Source organism: Ensifer sp. GW821-FHT05G01 (genome assembly GCF_059419585.1).
The window spans coordinates 633254-659290 of the sequence record NZ_JBWKSC010000001.1 but is presented as its reverse complement, the minus strand read 5'-3'; the positions used below and the strand labels follow the sequence as shown (position 1 = coordinate 659290).

Sequence of the window (26037 nt, the reverse complement as noted above, 5' to 3'; positions counted from 1 at the left end):
GATTTTGAGGTCCGGGCAATTCGTTTCGCTCTTACTGGCCGGTAACAACCTTTGTCCAGAGCCGGGTCAGCACCCGCTGCTCCTTCGCCCCGAACGGCGTGACCGTGAACAGTTTCTGCATCACTTCGTCCGTCGGATAGATGGCGGTGTCTTCGAGAACCGCCTTATCCAGGAACTGCTGCGAGGCCTTGTTGCCGTTGGCGTAGAAGACATAGTTCGACGCCTTGGCGACGACTTCCGGCTTCATCATGTAGTTGAGAAACTCATGCGCTTCGGCAACGTGCGGAGCGTCCGCCGGAATGGCGAGCATGTCGAACCACATCTGCGCGCCCTGCGAGGGGATCGCATAATCGACGGTCACGCCGGCCTTGGCTTCGGCGGCACGGTCACGCGCCTGGAAGACGTCGCCGGAAAAACCGACGGCGAGGCAGATGTCGCCGTTGGCAAGGGCGTTGATATATTCCGACGAGTGGAACTTGCGGATATTGGGGCGAACGCTGGCAAGCAGTTCGGCCGCCTTTTCCAGATCCGCCGCCTCATGGCTATCCGGATTGAGACCGAGATAGGCGAGCGCCGACGGCATCACATCCGTCGGGGAATCGAGCACGTGGATGCCGCAATCCTTGAACTTGGCGGCAAGCTCCGGCTTGAAGATGACGTCCCAGTTGGGCTTCTCGTCGGTGCCGAGAATCGCCTTCATCTTGTCGACGTTGTAGCCAATGCCGGTGGTGCCCCACATGTAGTCGATGGCGTACTCGTTGCCGGGATCGTACTTGGCGGTGCGCTCGGTGATCACGTCCCACATGTTGGTGAGGTTCGGAAGCTTGGACTTGTCGAGCTTCTGGAACACGCCGGCCGCGATCTGGCGCTGCAGGAAGGTCGCCGTCGGCACGACGACGTCATAGCCCGAGCCGCCTGCGAGCAGTTTGGTTTCAAGAATCTCGTTGGAATCGAAGACGTCGTACACGACCTTGATGCCGGTTTCCTTGGTGAAATCTTCCAGAATGCTGCTGTCGATATAATCAGACCAGTTGTAGACGTTGACCACCCGCTCCTGCGCAGAAGCGAGCATGGTCGAGCCGGCCAACATGACCGTCGCCATGGTTGTAACGATGAATTTGGACATGCAGTTCCCTCGTTATTATCGGTCCGGACAAGGCCGACCCGTGACACGGATCCAGGCCCATTCTGGATCGCTCCGTGGCGAAGTTAGGCATGTTTCTCGACAACCTCAAGCGGTTTCGTGCCGGAAAGAGGCGGACCTCTTCCAGCGCTCCTTGTTTTAGCAAGCCAAGGAAATTCGGGCACTTATCCGGACGGCAGCGCGTCCGGCGGCAACTGGCAGTCCGACGACGGCCGTTAACCATGGCAGCAACCAGCCGGTCCACGCTCCCGTTTACGATTGATTAACCATAGTGGACATGCGATTTTCCCTCAGGTTGTGCATCAGCGTCTGGGTAGCGTCATGAGTGAACGGAACCGCAGGATCGATCCGAGGGACTTGAAGCGCCTTTCGATCCTCGACCCACGGAAATCGCTTGCCGCGATCGTTGCCGACTGGGCGATCATCGCCGCCGCCATCGCCGCCAGCGAAGTTGCCGGCAATGCCTTCGTCTACCTCTTGTCCGTGGCGGTGATTGCCGGGCGCATGCATGCGTTCGGTTGCCTTGTTCATGAGGCGGCGCACTACCGCATCATCAAGAACCGCAAGCTCAGCGACTGGATCAGCGATCTTCTGCTCGCCTGGCCGATGCTGGCAACCGTCGACGGCTATCGGCTGAACCATCTTGCCCACCATCAGCACGCCAACACCGACGACGACCCGGACTGGATGGCCAAGCTCGGCATGGCCCAGTTCACCTTTCCACAGAAGGTCGCGCGCGGCGTGGTGCAGCTGCTCGGCTACCTCGTGGCCATCAACTCGATCCGCGACATGATGCACATGGCCAAACGCATGTCGAAGAACGATCGCTCGACGCGCGGCTACAAGGCAATGCGCCTGGCATTCTATATCGCTGCCGCCGGCCTCTTCAGCGTGCTTGGTATCTGGCGCGAATTCGCACTCTACTGGCTGGTGCCGTTCTTCACCGTCTTCTGCCTGTTCCTTTATGTACGCAGCGTTGCGGAACATTTCGGCAGCATGGACTATGGCGACGAGCTGACGAGTTCACGCACGGTCTATCCGCATGTCTGGGAAAAGCTGTTCTTCGCTCCACACAACATCAATTACCATCTGGAGCATCACCTCTATCCCGGCGTGCCGTTCTACAACCTGCCGGAACTGCATGCGATCCTGATGCGCGACAAAACCTATGCGGGCAAGGCGCACATCACGCGCGGTTACACCACCGGGCTGCCGGCCGAATGCTTTTCGCCCAGCGCACCGCTGCTGCCGAACCATCACCCGGTCAGCTACTGAAAGCGCCAGCGCCTACTGAAAATCAAAGACGCTGAGGCCCGTCGCCATCTCGTCGAGCCCGAGCGGGCGCGTCACGGGAGGCTCGGCGCGCGCTAGACAGCCCTGCCGCTCGCAAAGACGACAGGCCGCCCCGATGGCGATCGCCGGCGAGCGTACCGCCCCATAGACGACGTCATCGGCAAAGGACGCCTCGCAGCCGACCAACAGCGCCGTGCGGCGAACCCGCTCTTCAAAGCCCGCCTGTGGACCGTCGAGCGTGCGCGACACGGTGAGGAATGCCAGCCCTTCGGTGGTCTCCACCCGGTCGACGAGGATCTGCCCCGGCACGGAAAATGCTGTGTGGATGTTGAGCTTCGGACAGCCGCCGCCGAACCTTGCCTGCGGAAAACCCGATGCGCCTGACCGCCGCAGCCGATGGCCGGCATTGTCGATCTCCATCAGGAAAAACGGAACGCCTGTCGAACCCGGCCGCTGCAGCATGGTCAGTCGGTTTGCGGCCTGTTCGAACGACACCTGAAAACGCGCGCGCAGCACGTCGATGTCGTATCTGGCCCGCAGCGCCGCCGCATGAAACGCCCCGTAGGGCATCATCAAGGCATGGGCGGCATAACGAGCGAGTTCGAAACGACCGATGCGGCGCGCCTCGGCAGTCGACAGACGCAGCGTCTCAAGCTCCTGGACGACCGCCTCGTGGCAGGCGATGGAGGCGACCTCCATGGCGATCTCGCGCAACTGGTCATAGGGCGACAGGCGCTCGGAGATGAACAGTCGCATGGAATGCCGATCGAAGCGGCGGCGCAGATTGGGCATGGCGTGAACGGGCAGATTGCGCACCACGAGGCCGTGCTCCTTCTTCAGCCAGGCCTTGAGCGCACCGATCAGATCGTCACCAGGTGAAAGCGTGGCATGAAACGCCTCGGCCACCTCCTCGATCCGGGCGAAATGATTGGGCCTGGCTTCGAGCGTCTCGCGCACCTCGTCCATCGGAAGGCGTGTTCCCGACAGCGCTTCCATGTGCCCTTGGCCCGCAAGGAGGTCGGCAAGGTCCTTCAGTCGCGCCGCCTGCTCGCGATAGGCACGGTAAAGCTTGACCACCCCGCCGGCGGCGTTCGGTGCCGCTTCGGCCACCTCGATCAGTTCCTGATCCCCCGGCAGTTCCGCCGCCAGCAGCGGATCGGCGAAGACCTCACGCAATTGCGCCAGCCCACCGCCCGTCTCGCCCTGCAACTCCTCGAGGTCGACCTTGTAGACCGATGCGAGCTTCAGAAGCAGCTGGACGGTCAGCGGACGCTGGTTGCGCTCGATGAGATTGAGGTAGGACGGCGAAATGCCAAGCGCTTCCGCCATGGCCGTCTGCGTCAGCGAAAGCCCGTTGCGGATGCGGCGGACGCGTGGCCCGGCAAAGATCTTGTTCTCAGCCATTTGTCACTGCCTTTACAATATCGACACCGAATGACGATTTACATAATTTACAAATTTACTGCTTGTGATTGTCAAACGCAAGACAAGATAACCCTTTTGAAACAGCCATAGCTGCAATTCTTGTGGCTCTATTGCGCAGCGCAATGTAAAAACTGTCACATCAACTCGGAGATAGAGAGGCCATACGACAAATGTCGAATGGTGAATGAATTCCAGCAGGAGGAAGTAATGACTGATTTTTACAAGCTTGTTCCCAGTGCCCAGCAGGGCCGCTTTGACGGCATCGAACGCCCCTACACCGCCGAAACCGTGAAGCGGCTGCGCGGCTCGGTCGAGATCCGTTATTCGCTGGCCGAAATGGGCGCCAACCGCTTGTGGAAGCTCATTCACGAAGAAGACTTCGTCAACGCGCTCGGCGCGCTCTCCGGCAACCAGGCCATGCAGATGGTTCGCGCCGGCCTGAAGGCAATCTACCTTTCCGGCTGGCAGGTCGCGGCCGACGCCAATACCGCGTCGGCGATGTATCCAGACCAGTCGCTCTATCCGGCAAACGCCGCCCCGGAACTGGCCAAGCGCATCAACCGCACCCTTCAGCGCGCCGATCAGATCGAGACCTCGGAAGGCAAGGGTCTTTCGGTCGACACCTGGTTCGCCCCGATCGTTGCCGATGCGGAAGCCGGCTTCGGCGGCCCGCTCAATGCCTTCGAGATCATGAAGGCCTTCATCGAAGCGGGTGCCGCTGGCGTCCACTACGAAGACCAGCTCGCGTCCGAAAAGAAGTGCGGCCATCTCGGCGGCAAGGTTCTGATCCCGACGGCGGCCCATATCCGCAACCTCAACGCGGCACGGCTTGCAGCCGACGTCATGGGCACGCCGACGCTGGTGATTGCCCGCACCGATGCGGAAGCCGCCAAGCTTTTGACGTCTGATATCGACGAGCGCGATCGCCCCTTCGTCGACTACGACGCCGGACGCACGGTCGAAGGCTTCTACCAGGTGAAGAACGGCATCGAGCCGTGCATCGCGCGCGCCATCGCCTATGCGCCGCATTGCGACCTGATCTGGTGCGAGACCTCGAAGCCAGACTTGGAACAGGCCCGCAGATTTGCCGAGGGCGTGCACAAGGCGCATCCGGGCAAGCTGCTCGCCTACAATTGCTCGCCGTCGTTCAACTGGAAGAAAAACCTCGACGACGCGACGATCGCTAAGTTCCAGCGCGAACTCGGTGCGATGGGCTACAAGTTCCAGTTCATCACGCTCGCCGGCTTCCACCAGCTGAACTTCGGCATGTTCGAGCTCGCCCGCGGCTACAAGGCTCGACAGATGGCCGCCTATTCGGAGCTGCAAGAGGCGGAGTTCGCCGCCGAGGTCAACGGCTATACCGCAACCAAGCATCAGCGCGAAGTCGGCACCGGCTATTTCGATGCGGTGTCGCTCGCCATTACCGGCGGCCAGTCGTCGACGACGGCCATGAAGGAATCGACCGAGCACGACCAGTTCCGCCCGGCCGCAGAGTGAAGGGCCGGGGGGCGCGGCAATCCCTGCCCGCCGCGCTCCCCGCGCAATCGAACAGACCTAGCTGACACCAAGGAGAACCCCAATGACAGTCCAGACACGCGTCAAGGAACGGGCCGAGGAACAGTCTTCGGCCATGACCCCGGACCAGCAAGCCGCGATCCGCATGGTCGCCAACGACCTGCACCGCCTCAACCAGGCCGTCATGAAAGCCGTCGACGCCGGCGTATCGGTCGAGCTCGTGCGCTCGGCCCGCCACCACGGTGGCGAAGGCAACTGGGGCGACCTGCTGATCCCCGTCATCGTCACCCAGGGACGGGCATGATGATGGCGCTTGCGGCAGCGGTCGCGTTCATCGCGTCTCTGTGCACGGCCGGTCCGGGCGTAGGGTCGCGGCGAGTGATACCAATCGTTGCCGCCGGTCGCCGGCCATATGCGTAGCACGCCCAACCAATACACCTTTAACGGGAACAAGCCGGCAGCAATGTCGGCTGTTTGCTTTTCAGCGCCCGGCCCGCGGCGCAAAATACCATTTCAAGTTGCTTCTGATGCGAGCTTCACCTATATTAGCTGTGACTATTGCGAGCGGGGGCGCGCATGCTGCAGCCGGGACATTCCGGAACGGAAGAGCTGACTGAGCTGATCTACGGCGCCGCCTTCGGCGAGTGCAGCTGGCAAGACTTTCTCGATCGGCTGGCCAATACGCTGCCCAACGGCCGATCAGCGCTGCACTATCACGATCTGGCAACACCCCGCAGCTATGTCCCTTCCGTCTCGGGGTTTGACGCCGAGGATATCGAGCAGTTCAACCAGCACTTTGCCGCGGTCAATCCCTGGATCCCAAAGGCGATGCTCGTGCCTGCAGGCCAGGGCATCTGCGGGGAGCAGATCGTCGCGCGCGGCGAGCTGATCAAATCCGAATTCTATAACGACTGGCTGAAGCGACAGACCGGATGCGAGACCAGCGTCGGCGTGACGATTATCAGAAGCGCAAGCCGAACCTTCATGCTCTCGACCTGCACTTCCTCGACAGATGACGACCTCAATCAGCAGGCCGCCGAGCAATACACCTTTCTGGCGCCGCACTTGAAACGGGCTTTCGATCTGCTGCGCAAGCGTGACATGTTGGCGCCCGGGAACGGCGAAGGCCGGGATTTGCTCGATAGCGTCGGCGTCGGCGTGGTCTATGTCACCGAGAATCTTCGGATCCGCTCGATGAACGAGAGCGCCGAGCGCATGATCGCCAACAATGCGCCTCTTCGGATTTCGGCAGGTGGGCGTGTGACGCTGCCAAGCGCGGGATCGGCAGTAGCTCTCGAACTGTTGTCCTTGCGGATCAATACCCATGCGGAGCCACATGTCTCCCTTGCCAGAGCCACGGATGGCGCGGCCTATCGCATCACACTGGTGCGACTGCGGTCCGATATCTTCGTCGAACTTCTGAACGGACCGACGGTCGCGGTTCTGATCGAGCCGGCGACATCGCTTTTGCCTGAGGAACGACGGGAACATCTCAGGGACATTCACGGCCTGACGCCCGCCGAAGTTCGCATCGCGTCCGGCCTTGCGGCCGGCCTGTCGCTCCGGGAGATGGCCCAGGCCAACGGTGTCAGCTACGAGACCATCCGCACGCAGCTGAAGAACATCTACACCAAGACCGACGTGAACTCGCAGGCGGCGCTCGTCAGCCTGTTGATGCGCTGACCACGTCAGCCACGGCGCGGGCGCTTTCCGGCGAAGATGTCAGCGTGGCTTTTCAAAAGCTTTGTCATGCGATCGACGACCGTGCGGATTTCCTGGCGGTGGCGATCCTCGTTGTTCATGACGATCCACTGGCGATGTCGAAGCGCCGGAATCTCCTCGCCCGTCCGCTCCAGCAGCGGGTCGAGGTCACCGACGAAACAGGGCAGCACGGCGCAACCGGCACCGGCGCGTGCAAGGTCGAGCAGGGAGCGCGGCCGCGTCACCGTCGCCACGATGCGACCGGTCGCATGCTCATGCGGCCAACGCAGATAGGACGAGATCGCATCCTCCTCGCCGACGGCGACCCATCGGCCATTTGACGCCGGCAATGCATTCTTCTGCCGATAGGCGGCGTAGGCGACGTCGCCCACCGGGCGGGCGGCCAGGTAGCTTTCCTCCGGCTCGAAGGCGCGGATACCGATATCGCTCTCACGATATGCAAGATTTGCACGTGTCTCTCCGACATTGATCGCGAGGCTGAAACCGTCACGCTCCGTACAGAGCGCCGGAAAGTTTTCGGCAAGCAGCCAGGACACCCAGGTTCCGGCAGTGATGCGAACGACAGCCCCCTCGCCTTCCCGTCGCCAGCTCTCGACGCGGCGGGCGGCGGCCTCCATCTCTTCAAGCTGTTCGAACAGCAATTGCCCGTCGCCGGTCAACTGATAGCCGGTCTGGCTGCGCACGAACAGGCTGCGCCCGGTACGCTCCTCGATTTCCAGCATGCGCCGGCCGACAGTTGCCGGGCTTGATCCCAGCGCCTGCGCGGCGCCGGTCAGGCCGCCGGTGCGCGCCACACTCATGAAGCAGCGATAGATGTCCCAATCCATGTCTTTCATTGGTGAAAGACATAGGCCGATATCTTGCGTATGTAAAACAGCTTTTGCTGCATAAAAGCGAGGATGCCACTCGATGAGGAGCATCACCATGGAAACGCTGGCAGCCGCCTATATGGCCGATCTGATACTAAAATCCCGCCGCTGGGACGAGCATTTCGATCCCAAGCCGCCGAGCTTGTTGCGGCGGATGTTTTGCCGCTGCATCGCCGCGCTTGCGGCACGCAGACGGATTGAAAGCGTCGAACAGACTGCGCAAACGAAATGCACCGCGCAACCGGTGGGTTGCGCGGTGCAGTGCTAGGATGACAAAGCTGTCGCGGTGCTGGCCGATCAGGCCGCGCGGTAAGCGTGGATATCGGCCGTTTCCGGCTCCAGCCGGAATTGCTCGACCAGCATCATCAGCGTGTCGGCCTGGTTGGAAAGCGCAAGGCTCGTTGCCGTTGCCTCTTCCACCATCGAGGCGTTCTGTTGGGTCATCTGATCCATCTGGTTGACCGATCCGTTGACTTCGTTAAGCGCTACCGCCTGGTCGCGGCTTGCGGTCGCGATCATTTCGACATGTTGGCTGACGGTGACGATCTGGGCACTGATCGAAGCCAGCACGGCGCCGGTTTCCTTGACCAGCAGCGAGCCGGAATTGACCTCGTCGGTCGACTTGTTGATGAGGCCCTTGATTTCGCGGGCCGCTTCAGCCGAGCGTTGCGCCAGTTCGCGGACTTCCTGTGCGACCACCGCAAAGCCCTTGCCGGCTTCGCCAGCGCGTGCTGCCTCGATGCCCGCGTTCAGCGCCAGGAGGTTGGTCTGGAAGGCGATATCGTCGATGACCTCGATGATCTGCTCGATCTGGCGTGACGCCTCTTCGATGCGCCCCATGGCGGCGATCGCATTGGTGACAACGGTTGCCGAGCTGTCGGCGCTCTTCTTCGTCTGCGTCACGGCGACGTTGGCCTCGTTCGCCCGCTCTGCTGACGAGCGAACGGTCACGGTGATCTGGTCGACCGCAGCCGCCGTTTCTTCGAGTGAGGCGGCCTGGGCTTCCGTCCGCTTCGACAGGGAATCAGCGGCGTGGTGCATGTCGGCGCCACTCTGCTGGATCGCCTGCGCATTGCCACGGATCTGAGCCAACGTGTCCTGCAGGCGGATCAGCGAGCCGTTGAAGTCGGTGCGCAACTGCTCGAGACGCCCATGGAAGGGAATGTCGATCTGACGCGACAGGTCGCCCTGTGCCAGACGGCCGAGGCCGGCCGCCAGTTCACTGACGGCAAGATCGATCTGTCGGTCGAGTTCGCGCTTTTCAGCATCGTTGCGGGTCCGCTCGACTTCGGCGCGGGCGCGCTGCTCTTCGCTCTCAGCCTCGATGCGCACCTTGGAGAGCGCATTTTCCTTGAAGACACCCAAGGCGCGGGCCATGTCGCCGATCTCGTCCTGGCGGGCATCGCCGTCAATCGACGTATCAAGGCGACCGTCTGCCAGGCGACGCATGGCGGCGGTGATCTGGCCGATCGGCTTCTTGAGCGTCAGCGTCAGTGCAATGCCGGCAAGCAGGGCGATGACGACGCCTGCGACGGTGGCGGCGACCGAAATCTGGTTTGCTTCCTGGCGCTCGGTGCCGGCGGCAACCTTCTGCTGTTCGGCAAAGCCGGTGAGATCGCTCCAGATCTGGTTGATCGACTGGCCGGCCGCGTCGAAATCGGCTGTCCGCTTCACGGTGATTTCGACCAGCGACGCCGCGTCCTTCTTCATCACGGTGATGATCGGCATCAGCGTATCGGCAATCGCATCGAAGGATGCGCCTTCGCTCGCAACACCACGCAGGGTCGCCATGTTCTGTTGAACCGCCAGGAACTTGTCGAGCAGCTTCTGTCGGTTGCTTTCCGTGGTCGTGCCCATGAAGGTCGCCGCGGAGATCTGGATATCGGTGATCGAGCTTGAAAGTCGGCGTGTGGCTGTCAGGACGGATTCGGTGCTGACGATCAACTGGTCAAGCTCGGCGAAGATCCGTGTCGCATCGCGCATCTTGCCGACCGACGCGGCTTCAAGACGGAAGCTCGCAGTGCGGAAGCGGTCGACGTATTTCGAGATACCGGCAAGCGTTTCCGGCCCGGCGGGCGCCTTCAGAAGTGCGCCGATCTCGCTCGATGCGGAGGTGATCGTCTCGGTCAGCGACTTCTCGTCCTTCGGCAGCAGCCGGAAGATGTCGCGCTCGGTGCGGCCGATCATCGGGAACCGTTCCTTGACCGCCTTGAGCTTGTCCTCGACCGTCGTCGCCTTGGCGACTTCAGTACCGAACTCGTTGAAGAAGCGGCTGGCGCGCATCAGCTTTTCGGCTTCGCGCAGCATGGTCTTGGCGGCGTTCTCGTTCTTGCGCACGGCATATTGCAGCCGGTTCGACTCGTCGTTGATCTTGGCGCGCTCGACCAGGAGAGCATCGAGGTTCGCCGACATCGCGGCGCGCATTTCCTGCTCGCCGACATGCAGCTTCCACAGTCCGTCGATGCGGGCTTCGATGTCGTTGGTTGCGGCAATCGCGGCCTTGAGTTCGTCCTGGCCGTTCTGGCCGGCGACCTGTGCGGCGGTGTCGGCAAGGATTTCCTTCTGAGCAGAAATCTTGCCCTGCAAGGCGTCGCGGGTTTCCTCGGTGGTCGAATGCAGGAAGTTGTTCATCCCCGCATAGACGTCCTTGAACCCGCTCAGCGTCTGCAGGACGCTGTTTGAAATCTCCATCCGGCCCTGAAGCAGGCCGGACGCATAAAGACCGGTAATGCCGACGGCACAGATGCTGACGACGAAGGGCAGAATGAAGAAAAGCACCTTCGTCTGGATCTTGAAACGGGCAAGAATTCTATCGATGAACATGGAAAACACCTTGGCTCGCAGCTCGCATTCGCCTCCCCCGGCGGCTCGAAACATGTCTCGCCTTTGAGCGTAACCGCCGAAAGGACGAAACGATCGAGAGCCACCCGATGCGCAAACAGGCTGATGTTTTTCGGAAAAATCATGCGGCGCACACCGCCAGTCCGTCAGCAATCATTGCGGGACCACGCCACCTCCCCGGCAGCGAAGTCCTGACGGAACTCACTTCGTCGCAATAATCATTTTGAACGATTAAAAATTGTATAAGCGCGCAACACTCGCCAACGAATTTCCGAAGGCGCTCGCGCACTCAAGGCGCGCCAGAAGTTCGGCCGCCAAGCGGCCGACCGGCAGCGTCAATGCCAAAGGGCCGGAAGCGTTGCGAAGGCAGCGACGGCAAAGAAGGCAAGCAGAGCAATGCGGGTGAGCATCACTCTCTGGGCGCGGCTCTCGTCGGTGCGAGCGATCGCGATGGCGCGGGGACGACGGCGTGGCTGGTTCATGACATCCTGTCCTTCTCACTGACCGGCAACGTTCGGCCCGGATAAACCGGCTTGCCAGTCGAGATCATATTGCAGCCATGCCGCGGCGGAGAAAAGCCCTAAAAATGGAAACAGTGTGATTTCCGTTTGCGGAACAGTCCATCTCGCCAACCGCCGGCTGTGCCGACATCGAAAGAGGTTCAGGCATATCCGTTAACAATGGCTGAAGCGGCGCGCCACAAATGCGGGGATCAGGCCTCCTGGCCGGCCGCAAAGCCCGAGGCCCAGGCCCATTGGAAATTGTAGCCGCCGAGCCAGCCGGTCACATCGACGCATTCGCCGATGAAATAGAGCCCTGGGACGGTCTTTGCCTGCATCGTCTTGGAATCGAGACCGCTGGTATCGACACCGCCGAGCGTTACCTCGGCTGTGCGATACCCTTCGGAACCGGCCGGCTTGACCGTCCAAGCCTGGATCGACGCCGACAGCGCGTCGATGGTCTTGTCGGAAAGGTCGGCAAGCTGCTTTCCCGTGAGCTTGGCGCCATCGGCAAAGAATTGCGCCAGCCGCCGCGGCAGGATATCGGCGAGCGCTGTCTGGACCGCCTGCTTGCCGTTGCTGCGGCGCGCAGCTTTCAGGATCGAGGCGATGTCGATATCGGGCATCAGCCTCAAGACGATATCCTGCCCCTCGCGCCAGTAGGACGATATCTGCAGGATCGCCGGGCCGCTGAGGCCGCGATGGGTGATCAGCACCGCCTCGCGAAAGGCCGTCTTGCCGGACCGCGCCTCGGCGTCGGCGGCGACGCCTGCCAGTTCGCCGATCGTCTCGAGTTGGGCCGGATCGAGCGTCAGCGGCACGAGCCCGGGACGGGTTTCGACCAGCGCCAAGCCGAACTGCTCGGCGATCTTATAGGCAAGCCCGGTCGCCCCCATTTTCGGGATGGACTTGCCGCCGCTGGCAATAACCAGCGACTGGGCATCGACAGGCCCATCGCCGGTCATCACCCGGAAGCCGTCGCCGTGGCGCTCGACACTGTCGATCGTTGTCTCCAGCCGAAGCTCGGCACCGACTTCGCGCATTTCGGTGAGCAGCATCCTGATGATGTCCTTGGCGGAATGATCGCAGAACAATTGCCCGAGCGTCTTCTCGTGCCAGGCGATGCCGTATTTTTCGACAAGCGCCAGGAAATCGCGCGCGCCGTAGCGCGCAAGCGCCGATTTACAGAAATGCGGATTGGCCGAGAGGAAATTCTTCGGACCGGCATGGATATTGGTGAAGTTGCAGCGGCCGCCGCCGGAGATGCGGATCTTCTCGCCCGGGGCCCTGGCATGGTCGATGACGAGCACGCGCCGGCCACGCTTGCCCGCTTCGATGGCGCACATCATGCCGGCGGCACCGGCGCCAATGATCACCACATCCTTTTTTTCAGCCACGAAACACCTTTGAGCTCTTCAGCGCATTCCTTTCCGGTCAAGCAAGCGAAAGTCAATCGTCCCGCTCTAGCCAATTGGCAATCTCCGGTTATGATGCGCCATCCGAAGCCAAAACCGGTGATTTATGCCCTCCAAGAGAAGTGCTGCCCAACAAACAACGAAAATCAGCAAATCCTCGAAAATACCCGCCGCCCTGCATTCCCTTCGAGGGGTCAAGACCTGGAAGGAAGCAACGGACTGGCTGAAGATCCGCGGGATCGAAGACATCGAATGCATCACGCCCGACCTTGCCGGCGTTCCCCGCGGGAAGATGATGCCGACCTCCAAGTTCACGTCTAACACCTCGTTGGCACTACCGTCCGCCGTCTATCGCCACACGATCTCGGGCGAATATCCTGACGAGACCGGCCAGTTCCGCTACGATTCGCGCGACAGCGACATCAAGCTCGTGCCCGATCTGTCGACGCTCTCCGTCGTCCCTTGGGAAACCGACCCGACAGCGCAGGTGATCTGCGACATCGTCGGCTCCGAAGGCGAGCAGATCAGCTACACGCCGCGCAACGTCCTGAAGCGCGTGGTCGACCTCTATCGCCAGAAGGGCTGGAAGCCGGTCGTCGCCCCTGAGATCGAGTTCTACCTCGTCGCCACCAATGATGATCCCGACTATCCGCTGCATCCGCCGAAAGGCCGCTCCGGCCGCTCGATCCTCGGCGGCCAGGGCTACTCGATCGCTGGGATCAACGAGTTCGACGAACTGATCGACGACATCTATCATTTCTCCGAGAAGCAGGGTCTGGAGATCGACACGCTGATCCACGAGGAAGGTCCGGCTCAGCTCGAGATCAACCTTCGTCACGGCGATCCGATCGAGCTTGCCGACCAGGTGTTCCTGTTCAAGCGCACCATCCGCGAGGCGGCGCTGAAGCACGGCATCTACGCCACCTTCATGGCCAAGCCGATGCAGGGGCAGCCAGGTTCTGCCATGCACATCCACCAGTCGGTGATCGAGATCAACACCGGACGCAACCTGTTTTCCAATCCTGACGGTTCCGCCTCCAAGGAGTTCTTCAACTTCATCGGCGGCATGCAGCATTATGTGCCGCGCACGCTGGTGATGATGGCGCCCTATGTGAACTCCTTCCGCCGGCTGACGCCCGACATGTCGGCGCCGGTGAATACGGCCTGGGGCTACGACAACCGCACGACAGCCTTCCGCATCCCGGTTTCCGAGCCGGTTGCCCGACGGATCGAAAACCGGCTGCCAAGCTCGGACGCCAACCCCTATCTGGCGCTGGCCGCCTCGCTTGCCTGCGGCTATCTCGGGATCATCGAGGGTCGCGAGCCCTCGGCGCCGACGGAAGACACGGCCAACGAAGGCGAGATCGATCTGCCGCGCGGGCTGCTCGAGGCCGTCGCGCTGCTGGAATCGGCACCCTCGCTTGCCGAGGTGCTGAGCCCCGAATTCATCGCCATCTATGCCGGGGTGAAACGCGGCGAGTTCGAAACCTTCATGCAGGTCATCAGCCCTTGGGAACGCGAGTTCCTGTTGCTGAACGTCTGACCTGAAAGGCCACCCTATGCCCTGGCAAAGCCCGATCTCGCCCGGTTACTCCTGGTATGAGGCGACCGTTCCGGATCGACCGGAATTCCCTCAGATGCCGGGATCGCGCAAGGCCGATGTCGCCGTCATCGGCGGCGGCTATACGGGGCTTCAGGCGGCCTACAATCTTGCCCGGCAGGGCGTCGATGTCACCCTCATCGACGCCTGCCGCTTCGGCGATGGCGCCTCGGGGCGCAATGGCGGCCAGTTCGGCACCGGCCAGCGCGCCTGGGCCGACGAGACCGAGGAAACGCTCGGCCGTGAACGGGCGCAAGCGCTGTTCGACATGGCCGAGAATGCCAAGCGGCACGTGCTCGATTTTGCCGCGGAACACGCCATCGACATCGAGTTCATGCCGGGGCAGCTCTCTGTCGGCCACAAGAAGAGCCTGGAGAAGGATTATCGCGACCACGTCGAGGCGATGGCGAGCCGCTTCGGTTATCCGCATCTCTCGTTCATGGAGCGTGAGGAGACGGCAAGTCGCCTCGGATCGACCCGCTATCACTTTGGCATCCGCGACGCCGGCACGGGGCATATCCATCCGATGAAACTGCTGGTGGGGCTCGCCAGGCAGGCAGCCCTTGCCGGCGCCAACCTGTTCGAGCGGACCAAGGCCGAGAAGATCGAGCGCAAGGGATCGGCTGTCGTCATCACCACCGATCGCGGTACTATCACGGCAGACCGGGTGCTTGTCGCCTGCAACGCCTATATCGGCAATCTCGAGCCAGTCAGCGCCAGCCATGTGATGCCCATCCGCTCCTTCATCGGCGCGACCGAGGTGCTTTCCGCTCATCCGAATGTGCTACCCGGCGGCGAATCGGTCGACGATTCGCGCTTTGTCGTGCGCTATTTCCGCAAATCGAAAGACGGACGGCTGCTGTTTGGCGGGCGTGAAGCCTACACCGCCGACAATCCGCGCGACATTTCCACCCATATCCGCCGGCAGATCAGCGAGATCTATCCGGAACTCGGCAACGTCCAGATCACCCATGGCTGGGGCGGCTCCGTCGGCATCACCATGCCGCGCACGCCGTTCTGTCGCGAGGTGATGCCGGGCGTCACGTCGATCGGCGGCTATTCCGGCCACGGGGTCATGCTTTCCAACTATTGCGGCAAGCTCTACGCTGACCTCGCACTTGGCAAAGAGACGGAACTCGACCTGTTGAAAGCCTTGAAAATACCGGCTTTTCCCGGCGGAGCACGCTTCCGTTCGCCGCTTCTGTTCCTGGCGCTCAGCTGGTACGCGCTTCGCGACAAACTCTAGAAACCGCATTGAAGGGCATTTTATTGCGTCGCACCCTAGCGCCTTTAAATCGATTAGATTATATGTGTCCCTGACCTGAACAAGATCGAGATTATCCCATGAGCAGCCAGATCATTCCCGTCGAACCGTTTGACTATGTCGTGTTCGGGGGCACCGGCGATCTCGCCGAGCGCAAGCTGCTGCCAGCGCTCTACCACCGCCAGATGGAAGGCCAGATCACTGAGCCGACCCGCGTCATCGGCGCTTCGCGCGCCGCGTTGACACATGAGGAATATCGCAAGTTTGCCGCCGATGCGCTGAAGGAACACCTGAAGCCGGCCGAATACAATGAAGAGGAAGTGGCGAAGTTCACCGCCCGCCTCTTCTACGTCTCGGTCGATGCCAAGTCCGACCAGGGCTGGGATCAGCTGAAGAAGATCCTGGAAGAGGGCAAGGAGCGCATTCGCGCCTTCTACCTCGCCGTCGGGCCGGCGATCTTCGGCGACATCTCCGAAAAGATCCGCGATCACAAGCTGATCACCAAGACCACCCGCATCGTCGTCGAAAAGCCGATCGGGCGCGACCTGGCGTCGGCGACCGAACTCAACGACACGATCGGCAAGGTGTTCCGCGAAGAACAGATCTTCCGCATCGACCACTATCTCGGCAAGGAGACGGTGCAGAACCTGATGGCGCTGCGTTTCGCCAATGCGCTCTATGAGCCGCTGTGGAACTCCGCCCATATCGACCACGTCCAGATCACCGTTTCGGAAGCCGTCGGCCTCGAAAACCGCGCTGGCTACTACGACAAGGCTGGCGCGCTTCGCGACATGGTGCAGAACCACATCCTGCAGCTCGTCTGCTTTGTTGCGATGGAAGCGCCGACCTCGATGGACGCGGAAGCCGTGCGCGACGAAAAGCTGAAAGTTCTGCGCGCGCTGAAGCCGGTCAACGCTTCCAATGTGGAGCAGGTGACGGTACGCGGCCAATATCGCGCGGGCGCATCTGCCGGCGGCCCGGTCAAGGGCTATCTGGAAGAGCTCGAAGGCGGCGTCTCGAACACCGAAACCTTCGTCGCGATCAAGGCCGAAGTCAGCAACTGGCGTTGGGCCGGCGTGCCGTTCTACATTCGCACCGGCAAGCGCCTTGCCGGTCGCATGTCGGAAATCGTCATTACCTTCAAACAGATCCCGCACTCGATCTTCGACAACAGTGCCGGTCGGATTTCCGCCAACCAGCTCGTCATCCGCCTGCAGCCGAACGAAGGCGTCAAGCAGTCGCTGATGATCAAGGACCCAGGTCCGGGCGGCATGCGCCTTCGCAACGTTTCGCTCGACATGAGCTTTGCCGAGGCCTTCGACGTGCGCAATGCCGATGCCTATGAGCGGCTGCTGTTCGACGTCGTTCGCAACAACCAGACGCTGTTCGTGCGCCGTGACGAGGTCGAGGCGGCATGGAAATGGGTCGATCCGATCCTCAAAGCCTGGGAAGAAACCGGACAGCAGGTGCAGGGCTATACCGCCGGCACCTGGGGTCCGAGCCAGTCGATCGCGCTGATCGAGCGCGACGGCCGCACCTGGCACGATGCGATATAGGTTGGAAATGAGCACGACGCTTCACACATTCGACACTGGCGCCGCGCTTGCCGAAGGCCTGGCCGACGCCGTCAGCGCAGCCCTTGCCGCCGGTATTGCCGCGCGCGGAACGGCAAGCATTGCCGTTTCCGGCGGATCCACGCCCAAGGCCTTCTTCCAGGCGCTCGCCCAGAAGGACATTGCCTGGGACAAGGTGACGGTCACGCTGGTGGACGAACGCTTCGTTCCGCCGGAAAGCGATCGTTCCAACCACGCGCTGGTCACGGCAAACCTGCTTCACGGGCCTGCTGCGAAAGCACATTTCCTGCCGCTTTACCATGCTGCCGCTTCGGCAGAAGATGCGGCCGTGCTCGCAAGCAACGAAACGGCCAAGATCGGCGTGCCCTTCGACGTCGTCGTGCTCGGCATGGGAACGGATGGCCATACGGCGTCGTTCTTCCCGGGAGGCACACAGCTTTCAAGGGCGATCGACGCGGCGACGCCGCGTGGCGTCATCACTATGGAAGCGGAAGGGGCCGGCGAACCGCGCCTGACCTTTACCTTTTCCAGCCTTCACGATGCGCGGCTCCTGGTCCTGCACATCGAAGGTGAGGGCAAAAAGGTGGTGCTTGCCAAGGCGGAAGGTCAAGGCGACGAAGCCGAGATGCCGATCCGCACCATGCTGCGCCGTGCAGCCTCGCCGCTGCAGATATACTGGGCGCCATAACGGCCGGATCACCGGCCGGTTCAGGACGCTTTCAACCGGTGGACGCCCCACCGGAACGCGAAAGTGTTGAGAGAGCTCATACCGGGGCGTGGCCTGCACGTTCTCCCAGGCAGGCAACGCTCCGGATCGATGACTGGATGAAGATGAGGAGCGTGAGCGCTCCGGAACAGGATTTGCCATGTCCGCCGATTCCCGCATTGCCGCAATCACCGCCCGCATCGTCGAGCGTTCTAAGCCGCACCGAGAACCCTATCTCGATCGCGTGCGCCGTGCAGCCTCAAGCGGACCGCATCGCAGCGTTCTCGGCTGCGGCAACCTTGCACACGGGTTTGCCGTCTGTTCCCCCGCCGAGAAGGTGGCGCTCGCGGGCGACCGCGTCGCCAACCTCGGCATCATCACCTCCTACAACGACATGCTTTCGGCGCATCAGCCGTTCGAGACCTATCCGGCGATGATCCGCGACGCGGCGCGTGAGGCAGGCGGCGTCGCCCAGGTTGCCGGCGGCGTGCCCGCTATGTGCGACGGCGTGACCCAGGGCCAGCCCGGCATGGAACTGTCGCTGTTTTCGCGCGACCTGATCGCCATGTCTGCCGGTGTCGGCCTGTCGCACAACATGTTCGATTCCACCGTCTATCTCGGCGTCTGCGACAAGATCGTGCCGGGCCTCGTGATCGCAGCGCTGACCTTCGGCCATCTGCCAGCCGTCTTCGTGCCGGCCGGACCGATGACGACGGGCCTGCCGAACGACGAGAAGGCGCGCGTGCGCCAACTCTTTGCCGAAGGCAAGGTCGGCCGCGACGAGTTGCTCGAAGCGGAATCCAAATCCTATCACGGCCCAGGCACCTGCACCTTCTACGGCACCGCCAATTCCAACCAGATGCTGATGGAGATCATGGGCTTCCACCTGCCCGGCGCCTCGTTCATCAATCCCGGCACGCCGCTGCGCGACGCGCTGACGAAGGAAGCAACGAAGCGGGCGCTGGCGATCACGGCCATGGGCAACGAGTTTACGCCGGCCGGCGAAATGATCGACGAGCGTTCGATCGTCAACGGCGTCGTCGGCCTGCATGCGACGGGTGGCTCCACCAACCACACCATGCACCTTGTCGCCATGGCGCGTGCCGCCGGCATCCTCTTGACCTGGCAGGACATTTCCGAGCTTTCGGACATCGTGCCGCTGCTTGCGCGCGTCTACCCGAACGGCCTTGCCGACGTGAACCACTTCCACGCGGCCGGCGGCATGGGCTTCCTGATCAGCCAGTTGCTTCGTGGCGGTCTGCTGCACGACGATGTGCGCACCGTCGTCGGCCAGGGCCTCGACGCCTACAAGATCGATGTCCGCCTCGGGGCGGATGGCGGCGTCGAGCGCGTGCCGACGCCGGCTGAGAGCGGTGACCCGAAGGTGCTCTCCACCATCGACCATCCGTTCCAGCATTCGGGCGGCCTCAAGATGCTGACCGGCAATATTGGCAAGGCGGTGATCAAGATCTCAGCCGTCAAGCCCGATCGCCACGTCATCGAGGCACCGGCGAAGATCTTCCATGACCAGGGCGAGCTGAACGCCGCCTTCAAGGCCGGCAAGCTCGAAGGCGATTTCGTCGCCGTCGTGCGCTTCCAGGGACCGAAGGCAAACGGCATGCCCGAGCTGCACAAGCTGACGACCGTGCTCGGCATCCTGCAGGATCGCGGCCAGCGCGTGGCGATCCTCACCGACGGCCGCATGTCGGGTGCATCGGGCAAGGTTCCCGCCGCCATTCACGTGACGCCGGAAGCCAAGGACGGCGGGCCGATCGCCCGCATCCAGGAAGGCGACATCGTTCGCATCGATGCCGTGACCGGCACGATCGAGGTGCTGGTCGAGGATATCGCCCTGAAAACGCGCATTCCCGCCCATGCCGATCTTTCGGACAACGAGTTCGGAATGGGTCGCGAGCTGTTCGCACCGTTCCGCGCCATTGCCGGCTCTGCCGACCACGGCGCCAGCGTGCTGTTCAACTGAAGGAAGCCTCGGTGGCATCGCCGAGGCGTTCACTTCCACCGAGCCCTCACTGCCGAGCATCGCCGTCGGCAGTGAGCCGGCGCGCGAAGGCGCGCGTTACTTCAGTGGTCCCGGATACATATCGTTTCGACCGTCATAACGCTCGACCTCGAGGGTGAAGATGTCGATATCCTCGATGCAGCGCGCATTGAGCGAGACGCGATCGTTCGGATAGCCGCTGCGCATGATGGCGACGCTGCAGGTGGGGCAGAAATGATGCCCCTCGGTCACACCGCGCCAGACATAGGTAGAGAGGCGCCGTTTCTCCGTGATCAGCCGGATCTTGCTGGCATCGACCTTCCAGTGAAGGAAACCGGTGCGCCGGCAGGTCGAGCAATTGCACTCGATCAGCCCTGAAAGCTCCACATCGACTTCAATGGCGATGTCGCCACAATGGCAGGAAAGACGGTAGGGTGGCGCCATCGATGGATTGCCTCGCTTCCGGTGAAGACGAAAACAGTTCCAAACTGAAGCACGAAGTCAAGTGCATGCGGCCGCCACCAGGTGATGACTGCCCGTCCCGCAACGATGCATCAACCGCCAGCCCGCTTGGTTTGGGCCGGCGTTTCATACGGATTTCCGTCGTTCAGCGATAGATGTCGAGCGTGCGGTTCCGGTGGTTCGGATGCGTGCTGTAGACGAAGATGCGATTGAGATCGCGGTCGGTCAATAGCCGCAGGAAACGCGCTTCGACGACATTGTTGGCGTGCACGCGCTTCAGCAGGCAACCGACCATCTGGATGCGGGCGCTTGGAATGTCGAGGTAGAAATTCTGCGGCAGCTGGTACTTCGTCAGGATACCGAGGACGGCGCCGCTTTTCGACAGCTTGATGATTTCGCAGCGGCGCGAGCTCAGCTGCGTCATGCCTTTTTCCGTATATTCGATGCGCGCCTCGTTCCGCGTGTCCTCCATCGGGAACGTGGTTTCGCGATCGTACATGAAAGATTCTTCCTTGTTCAGGAAGTGCTGCTGCATCATCGGTGCCGCGGTCGTCATTCAACAGGCCTCTTAATATCCCCTGCCCATCAGGCTAGAGGAAGAAATTTAACAGAGGGTAGATTGAGGGCACGGACACAGAAAAACCCGTCCGAAAATCGGACGGGTTGATGGGGAAAAACAGCGATGCTTTTTCTCAGGCGCGGTAGCTCTTGCCGGCGGCGTCGAACAGATGCAGCTTGGTCTTGTCGGCGGTGAACCGGACTTTCTCGCCGCGATGCACGGGCAGAATGCCGGGGATCTTGGCGATGATCGGCTCTTTCTCGACCAGCCCTTCGATGTAGAGCAGCGTCACTTCACCGAGCGCCTCGACGATCGCCACCGTGCCTTCGAAGAGGAAGTCTTCGCCGCTCGCCGTTTGCAGATCTTCCGGACGTACGCCGAAGCTCGCCGTCTTGCCGTTCTCGGAGGCGTTGGTGGGGATATCGAGCGTCACCGACTTGCCACCGGCAAGCTTGACTGTCGTCTGTGGACCCGTCGCCGTGATCGCGGCGGGAATGACGTTCATCGCAGGGGAGCCGATGAAGCGGGCGACGAACAGGTTCGCCGGGCGCTCGTATAGCTCGAGCGGCGGGCCGACCTGCTCGATATGACCGGCCGACAGCACGACGATGCGATCGGCAAGCGTCATCGCCTCGACCTGGTCGTGGGTGACATAGATCATCGTCGTGTCGGCCATCTGCTCGTTGAGCCTGGCGATTTCGATGCGGGTGGCGACGCGAAGGGCTGCGTCGAGGTTCGACAGCGGCTCGTCGAACAGGAAGACCTTGGGATCCCTGCAGATCGCCCGGCCGATCGCCACGCGCTGGCGCTGGCCGCCCGAAAGCGCCTTCGGCAGGCGGTCGAGATATTTGGTCAGCTGCAGGATATCGGCGGCCGCACGCACGCGCCGGTCGATCTCTTCCTTGCTTTCCTTGGCGATCCGCATGCCGAAAGCCATGTTGTCGTAGACGGTCATATGCGGATAGAGCGCATAGGACTGGAACACCATCGCGATGCCGCGCTTCGACGGCGGCACATCGTTGACGCGCTCTCCATCGATGAACATGTCGCCGCCGGTGATCTCCTCCAGGCCGGCGATCATGCGCAGCAATGTCGACTTGCCGCAGCCGGACGGACCGACGAACACGATGAACTCGCCCTGCTTAATCTCGAGGTTGATGCCGTGAATGACATCGACCGCACCATAGGACTTGCGGATATCTTTAAGCGTCAGACCTGTCATCGCACCCTCCCCTTCGTCTCTTATGTCTGTCTCAAACCAGGCGCGCGAAGAATGCGCTCCAAGCCGGAAGTTTGACCCTGTTGTCCCTGATCTCGGCTGTAAAGCCATGACCTTCAAGCGCTTCCACTGGCTCCCCAGGCAGATCAGCCGTCGCGGCCGCGCCGCTCATGTTGAAGGCGCAGAAAAGCTTCTCGTTGCCGTGGCTGCGCACGAAGGCCAGAACCGGCCCATCGGTGCCGCGAAACTCGATCTCGCCCTTGGCAAAGGCCGGATGCGCTTTGCGGAACTGCAGGAAGCGGCGATAATGCTCCATGACGGAGGCCTCGTTGCCCTTCTGCGTGGAGACTGCCCGCTTCAGATGCTCGGCCGGCACCGGCAACCATGGCTTGGCATCGCCGAAGCCGCCGTTGACCGCAGCGCTGTCCCAGACCATCGGCGTGCGGCAGCCGTCGCGCCCCTTGAAGTCGGGCCAGAACTGAATGCCGTAGGGATCCTTCAGGTCTTCATAGGCAAGCTCGGCTTCGGTGAGCGCCAGCTCTTCGCCCTGATAGATGCATACGGAACCGCGCAGCGACATCAGCAGACTGGCGAGCAGCTTGGCGTAGGCGTCTTGATCGGTCACGCCATCGCCCCATCGGCTGACATGGCGAACGACGTCGTGATTGGAAAAGGCCCAGCAGGCCCAGCCCTCGGGGGCCGCCTTGTGAAAATCACGCAGGACTTCGGCGACACGTTCCGGCGTCGGCGCTTCTGGCGCGAGGAACTCGAAGGCGTAGCACATGTGCATCTTGTCGCCGCCGGAGGTGTATTCGCCGGCGATCTCGAGGCCGCGCTGGCTGTCGCCGACTTCGCCAACGGCCGCGATTGCCGGAAATTCGTCCATGACGGAACGGAAACGCTTCAGGAACGCCAGGTTCTCCGGCTGGTTCTTGTCGTAGAGATGTTCCTGATAGTTGTACGGATTGACCGCGGGTGCGGTGGAGGCGTTGCGGCGCTCGGGCGCCAGCGCCGGGTTATCCCGCAGCTGCTTGTCGTGGAAGTAGAAATTGATGGTGTCGAGACGGAAGCCATCGACGCCGCGCTCCAGCCAGAAACGCTCGACGCCCAGAAGCGCCTCCTGCACATCCGGATTATGCAGGTTGAGGTCCGGCTGCGAGGTCAGGAAGTTGTGCAGGTAGTATTGCAGCCGCGTCGGATCCCAGGCCCAGGCCGAGCCGCCGAAGATCGACAGCCAGTTGTTGGGCGGCGTTCCATCGGGCTTGGAATCCGCCCAGACATACCAGTCCGCCTTGGCGTTGGTCCGGCTTGAGCGGCTTTCGACGAACCAGGGGTGCTGGTCCGAAGTGTGGGACAGGACGAGGTCGATCATCACCCGAATGCCGAGCCTGTGCGCCTCGGCGATCAGCGCATCGAAATCGGCGAGATTGCCGAAGATGCCGTCGACGTCGGTGTAATTCGAAACGTCGTAGCCGAAATCCTTCATCGGTGAGGTGAAGAAGGGCGAGATCCAGATGGCATCGGCGCCGAGCGAGGCAACATGCGGCAGCCGGGCGGTGATGCCCTTCAAGTCGCCGATGCCGTCGCCGTTAGAATCCTGGTAGGAGCGCGGATAGATCTGATAGATCACCGCGCCGCGCCACCAGTCCTTATCGACCTGCAAGATGGATTCGCTCATTTCAGTCATGCTCATTGCGTTCAGAAGTCCCTGTGAGATCAGCCGCCCTTGACCGATCCCGCCAGCAGGCCGCGCACGAGATAGCGCTGCAGGCTGAAGAAGACGATCAGGGGGACGATGATGGTGATGAAGGCGGAGGCGGTCAGGATCTCCCAGTTGCCGCCGCGAGAGCCGAGAAGATTGACCAGCCGGCCGGTCAGCACGAGTTCATCCTGGCCTGCGCCGAGGAAGACGATGGCGACCAGCAGGTCGTTCCAGGTCCACAGGAACTGGAAGATCGCGAACGACGCCAGCGCCGGAAACGACAGCGGCAGGATGATCTTGACGAAGATGTCGAAGTCGCTGGCGCCGTCGACACGCGCGGATTCCATGATCTCGCGCGGCAGGCCGGCCATGTAGTTGCGCAAGAGATAGATCGCCAGCGGCAGGCCGAAGCCGGTATGGGCAAGCCAGATGCCGACATAGGTCTTGGCCGGCACGCCGAAGAAGGCGCCGACGCCGTTATAGAGCTTCAGAAGCGGGATGAGCGACATCTGCAGCGGCACGACGAGCAGGCCGACGACGACGGCGATCAGGATCGCGCGCCCCGGAAACGGCATCCAGGCGAGCGCATAAGCGGCAAAGGCTGCAATCAGGATCGGGATGATCGTCGAGGGAATGGCAACCGTCAGCGAGTTGATGAAGGAGGCGCCGATGCCTTCGGCACTCAGGACCTCGACGTAGTTGTCGAAAGTGAAGCGAGGTGGAATGGCGGCAGTGAAGAAGATACGCTGGCCGCGCGAACCTTCCATCTTGGTGTCGGAGACAATCTCGAAGCTGCCATCGGCCTGTACCGTCAGCTTCTCGCCGTCATTCAGCTCGGCCGTTTCGCCGGCCTTGAACGCCGTCGGCTTTTGGCTCGAAAAGCCGAAGGCGGAAACTTCGCCGGCGGCGGTGCCTTCGAGTACATCGCCTGAGATCACGAACTTGCCGTCGCGTTCGACCTGGGTATCGGCCCCCGGTGCACGGGCGACGATGTTCTGGGTCGAGGTCGACAGGGCCGTCCACCAGCCGGAGACTGCGAGCTGATCCTTGTCGCGCAGCGACGAGATCAACAGGCCCGCGGTCGGCAGGGTCCAGAGCGCGACCAGGAGAAGGACCGAGAGGTGTACGGCCCAGGTGAGAGGGGAGCGGGTCGCCGGGTTCATCTCAGTGCCCCTTCATTTCTTTGGCCGCGTTGCGAATGTTCCAGACCATGATCGGGATGACCAGCACCATGATGACGACGGCGATCGCAGCACCACGTCCGAAGTCGCCACCGCCGCGGAACATCCAGTCGAACATGAGATTGGCGAGCACCTGGCTCTGCCACTGGCCGTTGGTCATCGCCAGCACGATATCGAACACCTTGAGGACGAGGATGGTGATCGTCGTCCAGACCACGGCGATCGTGCCCCAGATCTGCGGCACCATGATCTTGAAGAAGATCTGCCATCCGTTGGCGCCATCGATCACGGCGGCCTCCACCGTTTCCTCGGGGATGCCGCGCAGCGCCGCCGAGAGGATCACCATGGCAAAGCCGGTCTGGATCCAGACCAGGATCGCCATCAGGAAGAAGTTGTTCCAGAACGGTAGCGTGATCCAGGCCTGCGGATCGCCGCCGAAAGCGACGACGATCGCGTTCAAGAGACCGATCTGTTCGGTGCCCTCGGCGCGATAATCGTAGATGAACTTCCAGATGACGGCAGCGCCGACGAAGGAGATCGCCATCGGCATGAAGATCAGGGTCTTGGCGATGTTGCCCCACCAGATCCGGTCGGTCAAAGCGGCGATGACAAGCCCGAAGAAGGTGGCGAGCGCTGGCACCACCAGCAGCCAGAGGAAATTGTTGAAGATCGACTGGCGAAACTCGCCGTCGTTCAGCATCCAGATGTAGTTGCTGGCACCGACGAAATTCTGGCCGGCGCGATCATGCACGCTGAACCAGACCGACATGATCACGGGGTAGATGAGGTAGATCGTCAGCGCAAACAGCGCCGGGGCGAGAAACAGCCATGGCCGGATGGCGTTGGTAATGCGCAGGTTGCGCGACGCCTCGACACCGGATCGCCCTTTCGACGGGAAGATCAAATCGAGAATGTAGCTGGTTCCCCAGAAATAGGCCGCACAGCCGAGCACCCCGGCCACCATGGTGCCTACCGCAAAGACGAGCTGTTGCATGACATGTCCCTCCCCCAAGTGCACATTTCGCGCAGGGCATGGCGATTGTCGCC

Annotated in this window: 22 protein-coding genes; 10 read left to right on the top strand and 12 right to left on the bottom strand. The window is 61.9% G+C overall.

Going from position 1 to position 26037, the window contains the following annotated elements:
* Nucleotides 1-31 precede the first annotated feature (31 nt).
* Nucleotides 32-1126, bottom strand: coding sequence for a polyamine ABC transporter substrate-binding protein (locus AC07UR_RS03200; protein ID WP_173419045.1), 1095 nt, complete (start codon nt 1124-1126; stop codon nt 32-34).
* Between the two features lie 339 nt (nt 1127-1465).
* Here AC07UR_RS03200 and AC07UR_RS03195 point away from each other — a divergent pair, with 339 nt between their 5' ends.
* The gene (locus AC07UR_RS03195; RefSeq protein WP_209787464.1) at nt 1466-2419 is read left to right on the top strand and encodes a fatty acid desaturase family protein; all 954 of its coding nucleotides are present in this window, start codon (nt 1466-1468) and stop codon (nt 2417-2419) included.
* Nucleotides 2420-2431: 12 nt separating this feature from the next.
* On the opposite strand, the gene AC07UR_RS03190 is transcribed toward AC07UR_RS03195, so the two are convergent.
* On the bottom strand, nt 2432-3841 hold the full coding sequence (locus AC07UR_RS03190; RefSeq protein ID WP_209787466.1) for a helix-turn-helix domain-containing protein: 1410 nt from the start codon (nt 3839-3841) through the stop codon (nt 2432-2434).
* A gap of 228 nt (nt 3842-4069) precedes the next feature.
* Between AC07UR_RS03190 and aceA the strand changes: the two genes are divergently transcribed.
* The 3 genes from aceA (at nt 4070) to AC07UR_RS03175 (ending at nt 7060) form a co-directional block, all read left to right on the top strand.
* The gene (gene aceA / locus AC07UR_RS03185) at nt 4070-5359 is read left to right on the top strand and encodes an isocitrate lyase (protein ID WP_209787468.1); all 1290 of its coding nucleotides are present in this window, start codon (nt 4070-4072) and stop codon (nt 5357-5359) included.
* Between the two features lie 82 nt (nt 5360-5441).
* Nucleotides 5442-5681, top strand: a complete 240-nt coding sequence (locus AC07UR_RS03180; protein ID WP_025425977.1) for an SMc00767 family acetate metabolism repressor — start codon at nt 5442-5444, stop codon at nt 5679-5681.
* Nucleotides 5682-5953: 272 nt separating this feature from the next.
* Nucleotides 5954-7060: a helix-turn-helix transcriptional regulator gene (locus AC07UR_RS03175; protein ID WP_173419041.1), complete on the top strand. Its 1107-nt coding sequence runs from the start codon at nt 5954-5956 to the stop codon at nt 7058-7060.
* 5 nt (nt 7061-7065) lie between these two features.
* On the opposite strand, the gene AC07UR_RS03170 is transcribed toward AC07UR_RS03175, so the two are convergent.
* On the bottom strand, nt 7066-7935 hold the full coding sequence (locus AC07UR_RS03170) for a LysR family transcriptional regulator (RefSeq protein WP_209787470.1): 870 nt from the start codon (nt 7933-7935) through the stop codon (nt 7066-7068).
* Nucleotides 7936-8023: 88 nt separating this feature from the next.
* Here AC07UR_RS03170 and AC07UR_RS03165 point away from each other — a divergent pair, with 88 nt between their 5' ends.
* On the top strand, nt 8024-8236 hold the full coding sequence (locus AC07UR_RS03165; RefSeq protein ID WP_209787472.1) for a hypothetical protein: 213 nt from the start codon (nt 8024-8026) through the stop codon (nt 8234-8236).
* Between the two features lie 29 nt (nt 8237-8265).
* On the opposite strand, the gene AC07UR_RS03160 is transcribed toward AC07UR_RS03165, so the two are convergent.
* The 3 genes from AC07UR_RS03160 to AC07UR_RS03150 form a co-directional block, all read right to left on the bottom strand.
* On the bottom strand, nt 8266-10791 hold the full coding sequence (locus AC07UR_RS03160; RefSeq protein WP_209787474.1) for a methyl-accepting chemotaxis protein: 2526 nt from the start codon (nt 10789-10791) through the stop codon (nt 8266-8268).
* Nucleotides 10792-11144: 353 nt separating this feature from the next.
* Nucleotides 11145-11291: a hypothetical protein gene (locus tag AC07UR_RS03155; RefSeq protein ID WP_173419037.1), complete on the bottom strand. Its 147-nt coding sequence runs from the start codon at nt 11289-11291 to the stop codon at nt 11145-11147.
* A gap of 230 nt (nt 11292-11521) precedes the next feature.
* Complete coding sequence (locus AC07UR_RS03150; protein WP_209787476.1) at nt 11522-12706, bottom strand: BaiN/RdsA family NAD(P)/FAD-dependent oxidoreductase; 1185 nt, start codon at nt 12704-12706, stop codon at nt 11522-11524.
* A gap of 124 nt (nt 12707-12830) precedes the next feature.
* On the opposite strand from AC07UR_RS03150, the gene AC07UR_RS03145 reads away from it, so the two are divergent.
* The 5 genes from AC07UR_RS03145 to edd all read left to right on the top strand — a co-directional run bounded on the left by AC07UR_RS03145 (nt 12831) and on the right by edd (nt 19849).
* Complete coding sequence (locus AC07UR_RS03145) at nt 12831-14267, top strand: glutamine synthetase family protein (RefSeq protein ID WP_115420921.1); 1437 nt, start codon at nt 12831-12833, stop codon at nt 14265-14267.
* 16 nt (nt 14268-14283) lie between these two features.
* Nucleotides 14284-15570, top strand: coding sequence for an NAD(P)/FAD-dependent oxidoreductase (locus AC07UR_RS03140; protein WP_209787478.1), 1287 nt, complete (start codon nt 14284-14286; stop codon nt 15568-15570).
* A 98-nt stretch (nt 15571-15668) separates the two neighbouring features.
* Nucleotides 15669-17144, top strand: coding sequence for a glucose-6-phosphate dehydrogenase (zwf, locus tag AC07UR_RS03135; protein ID WP_173419034.1), 1476 nt, complete (start codon nt 15669-15671; stop codon nt 17142-17144).
* 7 nt (nt 17145-17151) lie between these two features.
* Nucleotides 17152-17850, top strand: a complete 699-nt coding sequence (pgl, locus tag AC07UR_RS03130; RefSeq protein WP_173419033.1) for a 6-phosphogluconolactonase — start codon at nt 17152-17154, stop codon at nt 17848-17850.
* 178 nt (nt 17851-18028) lie between these two features.
* A complete protein-coding gene (gene edd / locus AC07UR_RS03125) occupies nt 18029-19849 on the top strand; it encodes a phosphogluconate dehydratase (RefSeq protein ID WP_209787479.1) in 1821 nt (606 codons plus the stop codon).
* Nucleotides 19850-19945: 96 nt separating this feature from the next.
* On the opposite strand, the gene AC07UR_RS03120 is transcribed toward edd, so the two are convergent.
* From AC07UR_RS03120 to AC07UR_RS03095, 6 genes are all read right to left on the bottom strand, one after another.
* The gene (locus AC07UR_RS03120) at nt 19946-20311 is read right to left on the bottom strand and encodes a GFA family protein (RefSeq protein WP_173419031.1); all 366 of its coding nucleotides are present in this window, start codon (nt 20309-20311) and stop codon (nt 19946-19948) included.
* 163 nt (nt 20312-20474) lie between these two features.
* Complete coding sequence (locus AC07UR_RS03115) at nt 20475-20885, bottom strand: hypothetical protein (RefSeq protein ID WP_173419030.1); 411 nt, start codon at nt 20883-20885, stop codon at nt 20475-20477.
* 136 nt (nt 20886-21021) lie between these two features.
* Nucleotides 21022-22110, bottom strand: a complete 1089-nt coding sequence (locus AC07UR_RS03110; RefSeq protein ID WP_209787480.1) for an ABC transporter ATP-binding protein — start codon at nt 22108-22110, stop codon at nt 21022-21024.
* A gap of 31 nt (nt 22111-22141) precedes the next feature.
* Complete coding sequence (gene bglA / locus AC07UR_RS03105; protein ID WP_412728331.1) at nt 22142-23794, bottom strand: beta-galactosidase BglA; 1653 nt, start codon at nt 23792-23794, stop codon at nt 22142-22144.
* A gap of 29 nt (nt 23795-23823) precedes the next feature.
* Nucleotides 23824-24972, bottom strand: coding sequence for a carbohydrate ABC transporter permease (locus tag AC07UR_RS03100; protein ID WP_173419027.1), 1149 nt, complete (start codon nt 24970-24972; stop codon nt 23824-23826).
* A gap of 1 nt (nt 24973) precedes the next feature.
* Entirely contained in the window at nt 24974-25984 is a 1011-nt protein-coding gene (locus tag AC07UR_RS03095) for a carbohydrate ABC transporter permease (RefSeq protein ID WP_209787482.1), read from the bottom strand.
* Nucleotides 25985-26037 lie beyond the last annotated feature (53 nt).

Coding starts and splice junctions, on each gene's coding strand:
- AC07UR_RS03200 (WP_173419045.1), bottom strand. CDS start 1,126: ATGTCCAAATTCATCGTTACAACCATGGCGACGGTCATGTTGGCCGGC.
- AC07UR_RS03195 (WP_209787464.1), top strand. CDS start 1,466: ATGAGTGAACGGAACCGCAGGATCGATCCGAGGGACTTGAAGCGCCTT.
- AC07UR_RS03190 (WP_209787466.1), bottom strand. CDS start 3,841: ATGGCTGAGAACAAGATCTTTGCCGGGCCACGCGTCCGCCGCATCCGC.
- aceA (WP_209787468.1), top strand. CDS start 4,070: ATGACTGATTTTTACAAGCTTGTTCCCAGTGCCCAGCAGGGCCGCTTT.
- AC07UR_RS03180 (WP_025425977.1), top strand. CDS start 5,442: ATGACAGTCCAGACACGCGTCAAGGAACGGGCCGAGGAACAGTCTTCG.
- AC07UR_RS03175 (WP_173419041.1), top strand. CDS start 5,954: ATGCTGCAGCCGGGACATTCCGGAACGGAAGAGCTGACTGAGCTGATC.
- AC07UR_RS03170 (WP_209787470.1), bottom strand. CDS start 7,935: ATGAAAGACATGGATTGGGACATCTATCGCTGCTTCATGAGTGTGGCG.
- AC07UR_RS03165 (WP_209787472.1), top strand. CDS start 8,024: ATGGAAACGCTGGCAGCCGCCTATATGGCCGATCTGATACTAAAATCC.
- AC07UR_RS03160 (WP_209787474.1), bottom strand. CDS start 10,791: ATGTTCATCGATAGAATTCTTGCCCGTTTCAAGATCCAGACGAAGGTG.
- AC07UR_RS03155 (WP_173419037.1), bottom strand. CDS start 11,291: ATGAACCAGCCACGCCGTCGTCCCCGCGCCATCGCGATCGCTCGCACC.
- AC07UR_RS03145 (WP_115420921.1), top strand. CDS start 12,831: ATGCCCTCCAAGAGAAGTGCTGCCCAACAAACAACGAAAATCAGCAAA.
- AC07UR_RS03140 (WP_209787478.1), top strand. CDS start 14,284: ATGCCCTGGCAAAGCCCGATCTCGCCCGGTTACTCCTGGTATGAGGCG.
- zwf (WP_173419034.1), top strand. CDS start 15,669: ATGAGCAGCCAGATCATTCCCGTCGAACCGTTTGACTATGTCGTGTTC.
- pgl (WP_173419033.1), top strand. CDS start 17,152: ATGAGCACGACGCTTCACACATTCGACACTGGCGCCGCGCTTGCCGAA.
- edd (WP_209787479.1), top strand. CDS start 18,029: ATGTCCGCCGATTCCCGCATTGCCGCAATCACCGCCCGCATCGTCGAG.
- AC07UR_RS03120 (WP_173419031.1), bottom strand. CDS start 20,311: ATGGCGCCACCCTACCGTCTTTCCTGCCATTGTGGCGACATCGCCATT.
- AC07UR_RS03115 (WP_173419030.1), bottom strand. CDS start 20,885: ATGACGACCGCGGCACCGATGATGCAGCAGCACTTCCTGAACAAGGAA.
- AC07UR_RS03110 (WP_209787480.1), bottom strand. CDS start 22,110: ATGACAGGTCTGACGCTTAAAGATATCCGCAAGTCCTATGGTGCGGTC.
- bglA (WP_412728331.1), bottom strand. CDS start 23,794: ATGACTGAAATGAGCGAATCCATCTTGCAGGTCGATAAGGACTGGTGG.
- AC07UR_RS03100 (WP_173419027.1), bottom strand. CDS start 24,972: ATGAACCCGGCGACCCGCTCCCCTCTCACCTGGGCCGTACACCTCTCG.
- AC07UR_RS03095 (WP_209787482.1), bottom strand. CDS start 25,984: ATGCAACAGCTCGTCTTTGCGGTAGGCACCATGGTGGCCGGGGTGCTC.